The organism is Marinobacter sp., assembly GCF_052091845.1.
Classification (GTDB): domain Bacteria; phylum Pseudomonadota; class Gammaproteobacteria; order Pseudomonadales; family Oleiphilaceae; genus Marinobacter.
In genome coordinates, this window is record NZ_JBQDCO010000004.1 from 80,614 (window position 1) to 95,386 (window position 14,773).

At 55.4% G+C, this 14,773-nt stretch carries 14 protein-coding genes; 10 read left to right on the forward strand and 4 right to left on the reverse strand.

Annotated elements, in window-relative coordinates; translation table 11 throughout:
- The first annotated feature begins 57 nt into the window (after positions 1-57).
- The 5 genes from ACTHYN_RS02440 (at position 58) to ACTHYN_RS02460 (ending at position 3,752) form a co-directional block, all read left to right on the forward strand.
- Entirely contained in the window at positions 58-933 is an 876-nt protein-coding gene (locus tag ACTHYN_RS02440; protein WP_441810907.1) for a DNA ligase, read from the forward strand.
- A gap of 152 nt (positions 934-1,085) precedes the next feature.
- The gene (locus ACTHYN_RS02445) at positions 1,086-1,409 is read left to right on the forward strand and encodes a DUF883 family protein (protein ID WP_441810908.1); all 324 of its coding nucleotides are present in this window, start codon (positions 1,086-1,088) and stop codon (positions 1,407-1,409) included.
- Positions 1,409-1,930: a hypothetical protein gene (locus ACTHYN_RS02450; RefSeq protein ID WP_441810909.1), complete on the forward strand. Its 522-nt coding sequence runs from the start codon at positions 1,409-1,411 to the stop codon at positions 1,928-1,930. Before ACTHYN_RS02445 ends, ACTHYN_RS02450 begins: the two co-directional genes overlap by 1 nt.
- Positions 1,931-2,222: 292 nt before the next feature.
- On the forward strand, positions 2,223-2,801 hold the full coding sequence (locus ACTHYN_RS02455) for a porin family protein (protein ID WP_441810910.1): 579 nt from the start codon (positions 2,223-2,225) through the stop codon (positions 2,799-2,801).
- Between the two features lie 168 nt (positions 2,802-2,969).
- Entirely contained in the window at positions 2,970-3,752 is a 783-nt protein-coding gene (locus tag ACTHYN_RS02460; protein ID WP_441810911.1) for an ATP-binding protein, read from the forward strand.
- Between the two features lie 25 nt (positions 3,753-3,777).
- Here the strand turns inward: ACTHYN_RS02460 and ACTHYN_RS02465 are convergent, their stop codons facing one another.
- Both ACTHYN_RS02465 and pdsR read right to left on the reverse strand, forming a co-directional pair.
- On the reverse strand, positions 3,778-5,853 hold the full coding sequence (locus ACTHYN_RS02465; RefSeq protein WP_441810912.1) for an ATP-binding protein: 2,076 nt from the start codon (positions 5,851-5,853) through the stop codon (positions 3,778-3,780).
- A 3-nt stretch (positions 5,854-5,856) separates the two neighbouring features.
- A complete protein-coding gene (gene pdsR, locus ACTHYN_RS02470; RefSeq protein WP_441810913.1) occupies positions 5,857-6,558 on the reverse strand; it encodes a proteobacterial dedicated sortase system response regulator in 702 nt (233 codons plus the stop codon).
- Positions 6,559-6,987: 429 nt separating this feature from the next.
- Here pdsR and ACTHYN_RS02475 point away from each other — a divergent pair, with 429 nt between their 5' ends.
- The 4 genes from ACTHYN_RS02475 (at position 6,988) to ACTHYN_RS02490 (ending at position 10,933) form a co-directional block, all read left to right on the forward strand.
- The gene (locus ACTHYN_RS02475; protein ID WP_441810914.1) at positions 6,988-9,060 is read left to right on the forward strand and encodes a marine proteobacterial sortase target protein; all 2,073 of its coding nucleotides are present in this window, start codon (positions 6,988-6,990) and stop codon (positions 9,058-9,060) included.
- Complete coding sequence (locus ACTHYN_RS02480; RefSeq protein ID WP_441810915.1) at positions 9,057-9,689, forward strand: class GN sortase; 633 nt, start codon at positions 9,057-9,059, stop codon at positions 9,687-9,689. Before ACTHYN_RS02475 ends, ACTHYN_RS02480 begins: the two co-directional genes overlap by 4 nt.
- A 45-nt stretch (positions 9,690-9,734) precedes the next feature.
- Positions 9,735-10,433, forward strand: a complete 699-nt coding sequence (locus ACTHYN_RS02485; protein ID WP_441810916.1) for a lysophospholipid acyltransferase family protein — start codon at positions 9,735-9,737, stop codon at positions 10,431-10,433.
- Between the two features lie 98 nt (positions 10,434-10,531).
- Positions 10,532-10,933, forward strand: coding sequence for an MAPEG family protein (locus ACTHYN_RS02490; protein WP_441810917.1), 402 nt, complete (start codon positions 10,532-10,534; stop codon positions 10,931-10,933).
- A 51-nt stretch (positions 10,934-10,984) separates the two neighbouring features.
- Here the strand turns inward: ACTHYN_RS02490 and ACTHYN_RS02495 are convergent, their stop codons facing one another.
- Positions 10,985-11,425: an OmpA family protein gene (locus tag ACTHYN_RS02495; protein ID WP_441810918.1), complete on the reverse strand. Its 441-nt coding sequence runs from the start codon at positions 11,423-11,425 to the stop codon at positions 10,985-10,987.
- Between the two features lie 193 nt (positions 11,426-11,618).
- On the opposite strand from ACTHYN_RS02495, the gene ACTHYN_RS02500 reads away from it, so the two are divergent.
- On the forward strand, positions 11,619-13,067 hold the full coding sequence (locus tag ACTHYN_RS02500) for a rhomboid family intramembrane serine protease (protein WP_441810919.1): 1,449 nt from the start codon (positions 11,619-11,621) through the stop codon (positions 13,065-13,067).
- A 32-nt stretch (positions 13,068-13,099) separates the two neighbouring features.
- Here ACTHYN_RS02500 and ACTHYN_RS02505 read toward each other — a convergent pair whose 3' ends face one another.
- Positions 13,100-14,554: a hypothetical protein gene (locus tag ACTHYN_RS02505; protein ID WP_441810920.1), complete on the reverse strand. Its 1,455-nt coding sequence runs from the start codon at positions 14,552-14,554 to the stop codon at positions 13,100-13,102.
- Positions 14,555-14,773: the final 219 nt, after the last annotated feature.

Genomic DNA, 14,773 nt, shown 5'->3' on the forward strand with positions numbered 1-14,773 from the left:
CAGGCACAGCCCGGGTGAAGTAATAGCGGGCCTGAATCTGCGCATGGAGGATAATGAATGCCGGTTAAATCTGTAAGTATAACGGTCCAGTTAGTGCTGCTAAGCCTGCTGTTGGCAACCGTTCGGGTTGGTCTGGCCAGCCAGCCTCCGGTGCCGCTCGCTAACACCTACCAAAATGGGGTGTCGCTGGCGGATTACTGGGTCAGTGAGAAGCTGGATGGTGTGAGAGCCTACTGGGACGGCCAGAGGTTTTTATCCCGCAGGGGCAATGTGTATCAAGCACCTGCCTGGTTTGTGGCAGGCTTTCCTGCGGTTCCCCTGGATGGGGAATTGTGGATGGGGCGGCAACGCTTTGCGGAGTTGTCCGGGGCAGTGCGTAAGCAGACCCCGGTAGATAGCCAGTGGCGCGATATCCAGTTTCATGTCTTTGATTTGCCGGCGTCGGGGGTGTTTAAAAAGCGGTACAAGCGGCTGCAGGTGCTGGTGCAACAAAGCGATTCCCGCTACCTGAAACTTGTCGAACAGAGGCAGGCTACGTCTCACACCAAGCTAATGTCCCGGCTGGAAAAACTGGTTGCCAAAGGCGGCGAGGGTCTAATGCTCAAGCGGCAACACAGCCTTTACAAGGCGGGCCGGTCCGACGACCTTTTGAAGGTAAAAACCTTTTCCGACGCAGACGCTGTGGTGGTTGAGCATCTGGCGGGCAAGGGCCGACTTCAGGGCATGATGGGTGCCTTGCGGGTAGAGCTCCCAGACGGTCGTCGTTTCCGCATAGGCACCGGCTTCAGCGACGAGTTACGAGCCAGGCCGCCTGCGCCTGGCACTCGCGTAACCTTCAAGTACTACGGCCATACAGCAACGGGCCTGCCACGCTTCGCAAGCTTTTTGCGTGTGCGAAATGACGAGCCGGAAACGCCAGGGTCCGGGCTCTGATGCAGCAACCGGACTGTCTGTGGCATCTGTGTACCGTTACGGATTTTCAAACCTGTGCTAGAGTCATTCATAAGCAGCCGTTTTGGCTGTGACTATAAAGCGGCCCTACCCGGCCGTTTTTGCAAAATATTAGTTCGCTCAGGAGACAGGACATGGATAAGCAAACCGCACAAGGTGATTATGCTAACGTTAAAGAGGATCTTCAGGTGCTGCGCGACGATATTGCGGCATTGAGCAAAACGGTGGCAGACGGCCATAGAGATCGCGCTAACAGCTTGAAAGACGAAATCAGCCGCGAAACCCGTTCGGTGTTGGATCAGCTGCGCAAGCGCGGTGATGAAGCCCTTAATCGTGCCACCGAAGCTGGGTCGAAAAGTGTAGAGAGTGTGGAGCACAAAATTGAGGAAAGGCCGTTTCTTAGTATTATCCTCATGTTTCTCGCCGGCATTATTGTGGGCAAGATGCTCGATCGCTGATGCTTCCTGATTCTGCAGCCATCAAGAGTACGATCCGGAAGGCCATCGCGGCTGTTGCGGCGGTTGTGCTGTTGATGGTGTTATTGACGGCGTTGTTGATCACCGGCTTTTATTTATTGGGTGGTGCAGCAACGCTCGCCCTGACTCCCTTCGTGGGCGAGCCCGGGGCTATGGCGATTACCGGGCTGGCGTGCCTTTGTTTGCTTGCCTTGTTCTTCTATCGCATGACTCGCCCCGCCAAAGCTTTTCGGAACACATCAAATAATGAATCCGACGGATCAGCCAGGAGCGCGAAGTCGCCCGTGGCTGCCTTGCGCTCACTCATAACTCGTAATCCGATGGAAGCCGTGACACTGGCTTTTGCAGTCGGCGTGGCAGAACAGAGTGATCCACGCCTCAAAGGGCTATTATTTAAAGGCGGCATGGCGATGATGCGTCAGCAAGCTGGTCGTGCCTCCCCGGAAGCGACCGATTCGAATGAAACGAGCGCTCCCCCAGCCGCCAAAAAAGCCGAAGAGTAAGGTTTCAAGCTTTATTGTTGTTATGGAAATCCCGTATAAGCGGATTAGGAGAGGTGGCTTTTTTATCCGTTTTTTTAATTTTTTAAGTGTTTGATTTATAAAATTTTAATTGTTTTCTTCAGAGAAGAAAACAATTAAAATTTAATGAATAGAAATTAGTGTGGCGGTAACCCAAATTCAAGCGTTTATTCACTAGGGTAGAGTTATGCAATTCAGGGCGATGAGCGATTCAGTTCAGTCACCCCGAGAGTGCAGCGACGAATGGATTTTAACCAAGTGAGGAAGAAACGCTATGAATTATAAAGCTCGCATTGCTTGTGCAACTGTATTATCTGCCAGCGTATTCGCAGCGCCCACAGCGTTCGCTCAAGGCTCCACTGATCGTGATGAAGCCGGCCCGTACATCAAGGGTAGTTACGGTGGCTATAAAGCCCACGGTGGAGAGTTTGACGATTCGAACGATCTTTACGGTGCAGGGGTCGGCTACCAATTCAACGAGTTCTTCGCTCTGGAGGCCGCTTACGTCGATTTTGGCAACTTCGGTGAGGATGACACCAAAGCCAAGCTTAAGGGCGGCTCCCTTGTTGCGATTGGCCGGTTGCCAGTTACCGACAGCTTTGGTGTGTATGCCAAGGCCGGCGCGTTCGCCGCCGCCCTGGATGTAGACGCGTTTGATGAAGACGAGACCTACGATGATGTCAGCCCTGTGATTGGTGCCGGTGTCGACTTTCGCATCACAGAGCATCTGACTACGTTCCTGGAGTACAACCGGTATAATGTCGATATTGACGAAGATGACTTTAATGGCCAGTTGAACAACGACGGCCCCGAGTTTGATACGGCCCAGGTCGGTCTCAAATTCCAGTTCTGATCCCCGCTGGTATGACCCCGAAAACGGTGCAGAGACTCAGTCTCTGCACCGTTTTTTTATGCCTGCCCCCTGAGGGAGACCTGCAGCTCGTACCGATATACTGATAACCTGTAACGCGGCAATAAGCCCGAGTGCGCGTTTGTAACCAGCTGAACAGGAAGAGATCTTATGTCCGCAAACGAACCCTTTGACTGGTCATCAACACCCGCGGCAGTGTGGCGGCGTCATCGGGCAGGCTTGCGCGCCGTACGCAGGCTGGACCCGGTTCAGTGGGGTTCCTTGACCGGCATTGATCGCCAGCAGCAGGCACTTGCGCGCAATACCGAACGTTTTCTTGCCGGCGAGCCCTCAAATAATGTGTTGCTCTGGGGTGCCCGGGGCACTGGCAAGTCTTCCCTGATAAAAGCCATGGTCAATCGCTATCAAGAGAAAGGTTTGCGTGTGATTGAGGTGGACAAGGACGATCTGGTAAATCTGCCGGAGATTGTGGATGATATCTGCGATTTGCCGTATCGGTTTATTATATTTTGCGATGACATGTCGTTTGATGCAGGGGAGTCTGGCTACAAGGCCCTGAAGAGTGTACTTGAGGGTTCCCTTGAGATGCCCCCCGAGAATGTGCGTGTGTACGCAACCTCCAACCGCCGCCACTTAATGCCGGAGTTTATGTCCGACAACCTCAAAAGCAAGGCTCAGGATGGGGAGATTCATCCGGCCGAGGCTATCGAGGAGCAGGTGTCTCTGGCCGACCGCTTTGGCTTGCAGCTTTCCTTTTATGCGTTTCCTCAAGAACTCTACCTGCAGGCCGTGGATAACCTGTTTCCGGGGGATATTGACCGGGAGGCCCTGCACCTTGAGGCCATTCGGTTCGCAACCTCCAAGGGCGTGCGCAATGGCCGCACAGCGCAGCAGTTTTTCCGGCAATATGCCGGGGATAAACGTTTTTGCTGAAGCCTGCTGGCTTTCCGCCGGGTTTTTAGTCAGGCCCCGGCGCAGGAACGAACACCCGAAAACAAACGCCGTCATGCTTGTTGCGGACTTCATTGCTCGCTGCCACACGGCCGCCGTGGAAATCGGCAATAAGCTGGACAATCAACAGGCCCTGACCAAGATGGCCTTCTTCCCGGCCTTTCCGTACTGATACGAAAGGGCTGAAGATGCTGGTGCCTGCATTGTTTGGTAGTGCTTGGCCCTGGTTGAACACTAACAGACAGATGTGGCTTTCGGTTTGCTCAAGCGCGATTTGTATCCAGCCATCTTGCGGCGTGAAATCCCTGGCATTGTCGACTAGTTTATCAAGCAGTTGCACCATCAGCTCTGGTGATCCTTGCACATTTACACCCGACTCCGGCCCGGCGTAATCAAATTGATGATGACTGTCCAGCGCCTGGTAGGCCGCAGTGGCCTGGCCGATTACGTCCGCCAGATCAAACATTTCTTTGTCTGCATGATCAAAACTCTGCTCCAGCCTGGTGGCCTCGCTCATGCCGTTAAGAATCTTCCGCAAACGTTCGGTTGCTGCGGTCGCACGCCCTATGTATTGAGCGCGTTCCTCGTCTGATTCGCTGTGGGAAAGATTCTCCAGAGATGAACGTACCACGGCCACGGGGGTTTTGAGCTCGTGGGACAGGCGTTGTGAAAAACTCTCCAGATAATGGTTGTAGCCATGCAGCCTGTTGGCCATTTGGGCAAAATGATTTTGTAGCTGTCCCAGCTCATCCTGGGCACGTGAGGCTGGCACAGTGCCCGTAATCCGGCCGTCCTGGTCTGTGCTGGCGCTGACAGCCCGCTGTAAACCGGCAATACGCCAGGACAGCCAACTGGCATAGCCCAGCAGCACCAGTGTCAGGCCAATAATAATCAGCATGCTGCGGGCAATCACAGAACCAAGGGCCGAGCCAGACAGGGTCAGCAGTTGGTCAAGGGATTGCTCAAGTATCAGGGTGCGGCCGCCGAAAACCGGTTTGGTTGTCATCAGCCAGGTACTGTTGTCTTCATGGCGAACAAGGCCTTCGCCTGGCAGTCTGTCCATATTCAGCCGGTTGGTGCTGGCGGTCAGGGTCACTGGTTTCGGTTGATAGACCTGCACCAGCGCCTGCAATACATTGAGGCTGATGCGCTCAATAACCTGCAAAGGGCTGAGGGTTTCAAACTCTGGTGGTGCCTGTCGCGAAGGCGTTGTCTGTTGTGCAATGACCCAGCCCGCTGACTCTACCAGTCGGGCATGTTGCCCCCTGCTCATGCCCGGCGAAAGCTGACGCTCGATGTCGGGTTGGCGAGCCACCAGAACCGGCAGTGGGTTGATGGAAGTTGAAATTTGCACCCTGTCTGAGCTGCCCGGCTGCCGGGCCGCAAACCCAAGCCGGCTGCCGTTGGCTGGTTTGGGCAGTTCCAGCTCAAGTTGCCAGCCGTTACTGACTGTTTGCCAGGCGCCGTGAACGCGATAGTCCGGTTTCCGGTTTGTGTTGGAAACCGTCTGCCCGGATGCTTGGGTAGTGGCGTGCACTTTACCCGGTGCAGGTGTGCGGATAAGCCAGGATTCAGGCTGACGATCAGTGTCCAGGTTGCCGTTTGCAGCTGTCAGCCAGAGCCTGAGTTGGTCGTGGCTTTGCTCTGGTGCCCCCGGGTTGAAAAACAGTGGCTGGCTGTTGCGGATGCGTATCAAAAGGTACAGGTGGCTTTGGTCGGTGGCGGCTTGCCATCTCATGGACCGGCCGTCTGCGCTATCTGTTGGCTGCTCTGCAGGTTCAATAGGCTGCCAGTTTTGGCGCTGTAGCTCTTCATCGTACCCCGGCCAGTCGGAGCCGTAGCCGTCCAGATTTAGAGGGCTTTCCAGAGACTCTACATAAATAGCGGGCGTACGGGGCGTCAACCTGGGCAGGCCGAGGCTCAGGTCGCCGGCGGTTTCAGCCAGTCGTTCGGCCTGGTCCTGCAGGTGTTGCAGCGCTTGCTGTCGCAGAGCCTGGTCCAGCTCCAGCACAAACTGCAAGCCGGCCCAGGGGATCAGTAGCATTAACAGGCTGGCGATAAAGAGTTGGCGCTTCAGGGTCACGAATCAGAGCTCACGGGCGTTCCAGCGGTAGCCCATGCCGTAGGCGGTCTGGATGCCGTCGAAGCTGCTGTCGAGCTGGGCGAATTTGCGGCGGATACGCTTGATGTGGGAGGTCACGGTGTTGTCGTCCAGAACGGTGCTGGCGGCTTCCATGAGCTGTTCCCGGTTGCGCACATGGCCGGGATGTTGCACCAGTGAGTGCAGCATCCAGAATTCTGTCACGGTGAGGTCTATGGCGGTTTGGTCCCAGGCGACGGTCATGCGATCGACGTTGAGGCTGAGGCGGCCGCGGTTTACGACTTCATCCGGTTTTTGCAGGGCTTCAGCCCAGGCGTCGGCCCGGCGAAGAAGGGCGGTCACGCGAGCCAGCAGGTGTTCCATGCTCATGTCTTTGGTGACGTAGTCGTCGGCGCCCAGGCGCAGGCCGTGCACGGAATCTATGTCGCTGTCCCGGGCGGTCAGAAAAATGATAGGCAGTGTTCCGGAGAGCGAGCGCAAATCCTGGCATAGGGTAAATCCACCCTCGGGTTCGTCTCCCAGGCCTACGTCAATAATGGCAAGGTCGGGGAGGCTTTGGCGCAGCACTTGCCAGGCGGATGAGCGGTCGCCGTATGTGGACAGGCGATAGCCACGACGCTCGAAGGCGGCGCGGTAGTTGTCGCGGATGGCGGGTTCGTCCTCTATCAGTGCTAGGTGTTTTTTCATGTTTTTGGCTGCTATCCGTGGGCTGTGTGGGTCTATTTAAACACGGCGTGCGTGAAGAACAAGGTTAGCTTGCGGTGTTGTCATAATTGATCATTTTTGGTGGGCGGAATGTTGGATTCTGCCACGGGCGTTCCTTTTTGGGTTGTTGTAATGGCGATGTCTTATTTAGTCATGCAGCCAGAGGAACTTGCCATGATGTTTTCTGCCCTGTCTTCTCAGCACAGTGCTTTCCCATTTTGCTTGAGTCCGCCCACCCGAGCGGCTGGAGCCTCTCCCGAAACACGCTGTGAATACGTCCTTGTACGCTCGGCTCCGCCATCCATGGCTCTGCACGGTTTCGGGAGAGGCTCCAGCCGCTCGCGCGGGCTCTGTGCAGGGCGCTCAGGTCGTGTTCGGCGCTTTATGGAGGGTGTCAGCTTATGGATGGCAATGTTGTTGGTTTTGTTTGTTCAGCCGCTGTATGCCGAGGCCAGCACAAATGGTGAAGACACCGCTGGTGCGCTGCACTTTGTGGATGGTAAGGGGCATTGGCAGGAGCCGGCCCTGGTTTTAGACAGTGATTTTGATGTTCGGGTTAGTGGGCTCATTGCAGACAGCACGCTGGTGCGCACGTTTCGCAACACCAGTGATCAGTGGCGCGAGGGTGTGTTTGTGTTCCCCCTTCCGGAGAAGGCCAGTGTTTATGGGCTGACTATGAAGGTGGGGGAGCGAACCATCGTAGGTGAGGTTCAGCCCCGTGGGGAAGCGAAGGAAACCTACGCGAAGGCCAGGGATTCGGGGCGTCAGACGGCAACGGTTGAGCAGCAACGGCCGAATCTGTTTACCACTCGGCTAGCGAATATTCCGCCCGGTGCGCAGGTGAGGGTAGAGCTTAACTATCAGCAGCTTGTGGGATATCAAGATGGGGTTTTTGAACTGAGAGTGCCAACCACTTTAACGCCCAGGTATATGCCGGGTAAGCCTTTGGCGGATGCGCAACAGCAATGGCAGGGCGGCTGGGCTGTGCCTACTACGGAGGTGCCGGATGCCGGCGCGATTAGTCCGTTTACTGTGGAAGTGGCAGATGTGCCTGCTGATAGCCATCGGGCTTCGGTGCAGTTCACGATTGATGCCGGTCTTCCGTTGGCGCGGGTGTCCAGCCCGAGCCATGAGGTGGCGACGGAACAGGATGGTCAGGTTGTGACGGTTCAACCCCGGGCGGGGGACATTGTGATGAATCAGGATTTTGTGTTGCGTTGGCAGCCACTTGCGGGCCAGGAGCCCGGGGCGGCAGTTTTTCATCAGCGTTGGGAGGGTGAAGACTATCTGCTTGCCATGGCGGTGCCCGGGCGAGCGGGTAAAACCCGGTTGCCACGGGCGCTGACCTTTGTGATTGATACCTCCGGCTCGATGGCGGGGGAGCCCATCCGGCAGGCGAGGGAAGCGTTACAGCGGGGGCTGGAAACGCTGGCGCCGGGTGATACGTTCAATGTGATTCAATTCAATTCCCAGCCCCATGCATTGTTTATGCAACCGGTCGTGGCAAGCGCCAATAATCTTGCCCGTGCGCGCCAGTATGTGGCTCAACTGGAAGCGGGTGGCGGCACAGAAATGTCGCCGGCATTGACCATGGCTTTGCAGAATTCAGGCAGAGCTGCGGATGAGGTACTTGCAGAAAAATCATCGAAGGTGCAATCAAGGGTGCAATCAAGGGTGCAATCAAGGGTACAACAGGTGGTGTTTATCACCGATGGGGCGGTTGGTAACGAATCAGCGTTGTTTAGTCAGATTCGCCATCAACTGGGCGACCACCGGTTGTTTACGGTTGCGATAGGGGCGGCGCCCAACATGCACTTTATGCGGGAGGCCGCTCGTTGGGGGCGTGGCAGTTATACCTCGGTGCAGGATCTAGCGGATATCAGCGGCCCTCTAGCCCGGCTGTTTGCGGCCATGGAGGCGCCAATACTGACGGATATTGAGGTGAGCTGGCCCAATCAGTCGGCAGCGGCGCTTGCCGGCAGTTTTCCGGTTCGTCCCGGTGATTTGTTTCAGGGTGAGCCGCTAGTGCAAGTGGTGCGAGGTGTGTCACCGGCTGGCGAGTTGAGTGTTTCAGGGACGCTGCCGGGTGGTGCTACATGGCAACGAAGTCTGGATTTGCAGCAGGCGGCGTCTGGCACAGGCCTGAATCGTTACTGGGCCCGGCAGAAGATGGACAAGCTGTTGGATGACGCACGGATTAAGTCTCAGGAACCAGACAAAGCGGCGGTTACCAAACTGGCGATTGAGCACAACCTGATATCGCCATACACCAGCTTTGTGGCGGTAGATACAGCGCCTGTGAGGCATTCCGACAGCGCCCCGGTAAAAGACAGCATGCCAACCCTGCGGCCCGCCGGAAGCCAGCCTGGCATGGTCCGTTACCCGCAAACGGCAACATCTGCGCCTTTGCTTATTGTGCTGGGCCTGGTGGGGTTGCTGTTTTCGGCGGCTATCGTGTTGCTGCAAAGGCGGGCATACCCATGAGCCGGCTACTGTTAACTCTGTTGACCGGCTCCGCTGCCCTGTTGGTGTTTGGTTTGTGGATTCCCCTAAAGGCTGTGATGGCGCAGGAACTGCTGGAGGTTGCCTGGGCCGAAAGCCAGGCGCGGCAGATTGAAACCCGGCCCTGGCCCTGGGCTGATACCTGGCCGGTGGCAAAATTGTCGATGCCTGAGCTGGGCGATTCAATGATTGTACTGGCCGGAGTGCACGGAGAGAGTCTGGCCTTTGGCCCGGGCCAGATGACGGGGGTAGGGGGTGCGCAGGGAGCCACAGTTATTGCGGGTCACCGGGACACTCATTTTCGACCGTTGAAGCAACTTGAGCCAGGTAATGAGCTTCGTTTGCAGGGCCGCAACGGCCGCTGGCAAGAGTATAAGGTGCGTGAGACAAGAGTTGTGGATAGTCGGTCAGAGTTCATTGATATCAGCAATCTGCCGGCAGACACTTTGCTGCTGGTTACCTGCTACCCCTTCGACAGTATTGATGCCGGTGGCCCGCTGCGCTATGTGGTGGAAGCCCGGGCTGAGGGTGGGCCGGGCCATGGCTCGCTTAACCCTGGTTCACTGAATTCGGGTTTATTGGAACAAATTGACACTGTTGCCGGGCTATAAACGTGGCGTACACTTGTGCGCCAAAATCCGTTGCAGAGTTTTCGCATGAGTGTTTTAAGAAGTTTGCTGGCCTGGCTCAGTGTTCCACTGCTGTGCATGTGCGCCTTGCCGTTTTATATTTTACGACCCTTTAACCCGGACAATAACCGGCTGTTGGGGTGGACAATAGCGCGCGTCGGGCGGTTAATACTGGGCATGAAGCGGCCCCTTGAAGGCGCACATAACCTGCCCGGGGATCGGCCTGTTGTGGTCATCGCCAACCATCAGTACAACGACGATTTGTTTGTGATGGCCGATTTGATGCCACCGCACACCGTGACTGTTGGCAAGCAGGCGTTGATCTGGCTGCCCTTTTTCGGGCAGGTTTTCTGGCTGGGTGGCAATGTGATGCTGAATCGTGCCGACTCCCGCAAATCCGTTGCGGCTATGCAGAAAATCAGTAACGCCATCACGCAGGACAGCAAGAGCCTGTGGGTGTTCCCGGAGGGCACCCGTAGCAAGGGTCGTGGTTTGCAGACGTTTAAAAAAGGTGCCTTTTACGCGGCGGTCACATCCGGAGCGCCTATTGTCATGATATGCAATGCGCAGTATCGAAACAAAACCACAGCCGGGTGTGGCAAGCGGGAGCCAGTGGCGATCCGGATTTTGCCGCCGGTAGAAACGGCTGGTCTGACCATTCAGGATGTTCCGGAGTTGATTCAGCGCTGCCGCCAACAGATGGCGGAGGCAATTGCCGCTTTGTGAAGTGGTTGAAGCATTCCTGAAAACAGGGCAGGCTCTGCGGGCTTCAACGTCTGTTTAATATACCCTGATCATCCCGAAAATAGAGGCAAGAACTGAAAATGATTGTACCTGTAACCGGAGTGTTTGCTGCTGTTCTTGGTATTCTATTGCTGGTGCTTTCCGCCCATGTGGTGAAATTCCGCCTGAAGTACGACAAGGGCATAGGTGTAACCGACGACCGGGATTTTCAAGTGGCCGTGCGCGCCCACGCCAACCTTGCGGAGTACGCGCCGTTAGGACTGATCATGCTGGCTATTGCCGAGCTGAATGGCGTGCCCGGCGGTTTCATATACTGGACAGGTATGGCCCTGGTTGCTGGTCGCATTCTGCATGCCTGGGGCATGTTTAACGGCAAGGGTGAGACGCACAAGGCGCGAGCTCTTGGCATGCTGCTGACCTGGCTGGCCATTTTGGTCGCAGCGGTTCTGTTGTTATGGAATGTCTGGCACGTATACGGTTGATTGACTAGCCAGCACCGGGGCCGCTCAACCGACCCCGGCATGCTCTTTCTTTCAGAGCGCTGTCGCCATTTCGCGTGTCAGGTATTCCAGTTCTACCCGTCGGTTGGCTGCCCGGTCGTCCGGCGTTGCCAGAGGGCGATCGGATCCCCAGCTTGCAACCAATAACCGTGATTCGGCAATGCCCTCTTTTACCAGAAGCTTCACCACGGCGTTTGTCCGTAGTCTGGACAAAAAGCAGTTGTAATCCTCTTCACCGAAGTTGTCAGAGTGGCCATTGACCCGAACACAGATGGCCGGGTGCTGCCTCAGATACGCTGCGTGTTGGCGGACAACGGCCTTGTCTGCGCTATCCAGCACGTGCTTGTTGAAGCCGTAATGAAACTTCATTGGGTATGGGCGGCTGCTTTCAATGGTCTCACCGGCGGCGTTAAAGCCGGATGCTACCGCGGCTTTGGCAATCAGCTCCGGGCTGTCCAATACGAGTAGGGTCATCTGCAGTATCCTTGTTTCACGTCTTCGGTTTTTCTTGTTATTCCTGCCTACTATTGGTTGAGGCAGGAATAACGGCAATTGGCGAAAGGTCGATAGGACATTTGCGCTTAAAATCATTTAAACGCGAAAATAAGACACCGCTGTGATACAAAGCATTTTTTCAGGGACAGATTATGATGAATTGTGACCACCCATGCTGATTATTCCTGCCGAAAATGCGGTTAACTGGAAACGTCCACCCTGGGTAACCCTTGGGTTAATGCTTGCCTGTGTGCTGGTTTTTCTGTTCTATCAGGGGGCAGACAGCCGAAAGCTGGAGCAGGCAGTTGAGACCTATGTCAGTTCAGGTTTGTTGCAGCTGGAGGGGCCGGCTTACGAAGATTACCTGCAGCGGAAAATCCGTTTTGAAGGCCAGGATGAACTGGCCGTTGAATTGCAGCAGTTTCAGGAGCTGAGAGCACAGAACGAGAGCTTCTGGGTGTCTGCTAACCTGCTTATGGATCGCGAGTTCTACCAGTATTTGCGACAGAACCGAGATGTTTTATGGGCCCCGACTGAGAGATCATTCTGGTCAGAGCAGCGTGCAACCATTGAAGAAACCTACATTCAGCGCCTGAGTGCTCAGCAGCTGGGCCTGATTCCTGCAAAACTGTCGCTCTATACCCTGGTTACCTATCAGTTTTTACACGGAGGCTGGGGGCACATTATTGGCAACCTGGTCTTCCTGTTCCTGCTTGGCTTCACCGTTGAAAAGGCCTTGGGCCCAGGCCGTTTTCTGCTGACTTATCTGGTGTGCGGCGCATTGTCCGGCGCGGTTTTTACTGCCTTTTCCCTGGGCAGTTATGTGCCCCTTGTAGGCGCGTCTGGCTCCATCTCGGGGCTTATGGGTATGTACGTGGGCATATATGGTCTGCAGAAAATCCGCTTCTTCTATTTTCTCGGCGTGTATTTCAATTACTTCCGGGCGCCGGCGTTGGCCGTCTTGCCCGTATGGCTGGGTAAAGAGATTTACGACTATTGGTTTGCCGGTGCTACCGGCGTTGCCTACATGGCTCACGCTGGCGGTCTGGTGGCGGGCGCTGGTTTGGTATGGCTTTTGGGCAAAAGCTGGCTACAGGTACGTGAGGAGTTCTTTGAGCCGGAAGAGGAAGAGCAAGACCAGCGTTTCATCACCGGCTACGCTCAGTCTATGGCAAGCTTAGGGCGCATGGATTTCGACCTGGCAAAGCAGCAGTTCGAGGGGTTGCGGGAGCACTACCCAGACAGGCTCATTCTGTCAGAGCACCTGTATAACCTGGCCAAACTGCGCCCGGATTTACCCGAGTATCTGGCCCGCACCCGTGAACGGATGAATGACGCCCTGAGCCGCCGACAGCCAGAGCAGATGATTGCAACCTGGCAGGAATACCTGAGCAAAGGGGAAAGTTATCACCCGCTCGCGGCAGAAGATCACAACCGAGTGTTGTTCGCAAGTCTTAAGCAGCAAGATCTTAAAGCCGCAGAGAAAGCCTTTGAGCGCCTGAGGGGCGCCAACGACCCGCTGCTAACCACAGAAGCTTGCCGGTTACTGGCAGAAGAATTTGAAAAACTGGAGATGGCCCCTAAAGCCAGGCACTACCGGCAATTGCTTCAGGCTGGCTGATGGTGGTCGGAAAACCGGGGGGAGGGTATACCCTAGTCTGACGTTGCGAATGACGCCTTGGGCCCTTTAAGGCGTTCCCGCTTTTCAGCCTGTGCCAGAAACACCGGAACCTGCTCATGCAGCGGATGGTTCGCACAGCGTTTCTGGATAAATGTCAGAAAAGCCGATGCTTTTTCCCATTGGTTCATGCCGTTGGCGAGAGTTTGAGCCACCAGCAAGTATGCCGGCGCAAGCTCATTACTGTCCGGGAAGCGTTTATGGAAATCCTGCAACAGCCGCAACGCCAACTTGAACTGGCCGCTTTGATAGAGGCATTGTGCGCAGCGAACAGACAACTCCGGATCGTCCAGCTTTAAGCCAGGTTCTGTTTTCTCAAGCATTTCAAGAACAGACGCTATACCATCGCCATCGTTTCGGCCGGTCAGCCAGCCCAGAATCCGCGGATGATACTGGTAAAGCTCCATCGTATCGTTCCGGGCAGTCAGTAGCCGATACAGCTGCTCAATACGTACTGGATCAAGGCGGTTTTGCTTCAGTGATTCCTTCAGCATGGCCTGAACCCGGTCGTAGTTTCCGTCTTTCAGATTTATATCAATATCGGCATCAAGGCGTGTGCTGCGATCCCTCTGGTGTATATCCATACCATCAGGTTCATCCTGAATGTCTGCCGCAAACCCCAGCTCTTCCCGATACTGAAAAAGCAGATAGCCGAGCATGTTGAACAGAATCAATGTGAAGGTACTGTTGAGAAAACCGGATAAAGGCTGTGATAGCCAGATGGGAAACTGGTTGATAGCAAAGTCCTGGGCTATGCCAGAGGCCAGGAGAAGCAGGATCAAGTAGCCATATAGCAAAAAATAGGGTGTGCCAATGCGGGAAATCAGCACCGCCAGGTTCATCGGGTTTACGGCGGCGCCGACAGAGCGCTCCATGGCCAGAACCATAATGCTGGCGGGTAGCGCCAGTACCACAAAAGCCAAAGCCAGCAGCATCAGCAACGGCCCGCCCACACTGGCCGCCAGGCCAACCAGTCCGCCCATGACAACAAAAACCAGTAACTGGAGAATAACAATATTGAACCCACTGCCCGTGAAGGCAACAGACACAGAAGGCGGTTTCAGGTGACCTTCAGCTGTGTGATTGATTACCGCATAGGTGTACTTGAACAGCGCCAGCGCCAGCAGCAGCCAGATCAGCAACCCGACCAGGTTGGCAGGCGCCACAATGGGCACCAGGGTGCAGATGGTGACAACAATCAATGGATCAGAATGGAAAGGGTAGCGAAAAAAGGATCCAATCCGGTTCCAGAAGGGTACTACCTCCGTCGCAGCACCCAGATACCGCATGGTCTTGTTGCAACCCGGGCACAAAGCTTTGCGTTGCCGGGTATCGGCATCTGGCATGCAGCGGTTGCAGTAGTGAATCTGACAGTCACTGCAATGCCATTTGGCAGGGTCGCCCGGGTGGTAGTGGCAATCGTGTTTCATGGTTTTGGGCGTTCCTGCCGGAATGAGTACAGACGTCCATGATCGCAAAAAAGCACTGTAAAGAATACGCCGGACCAACCGTTATGCTCGCTTGTGATCCGGTTTATAGCGCTAGAACCTACCTACGCGCTCACCTTCCCGGACCTTACTAATGAACGCGGAGGGTGACCTGGCAGCGATCAAAATGGGTCAGACCCGGCCCCAGGAAAAGGAAACACT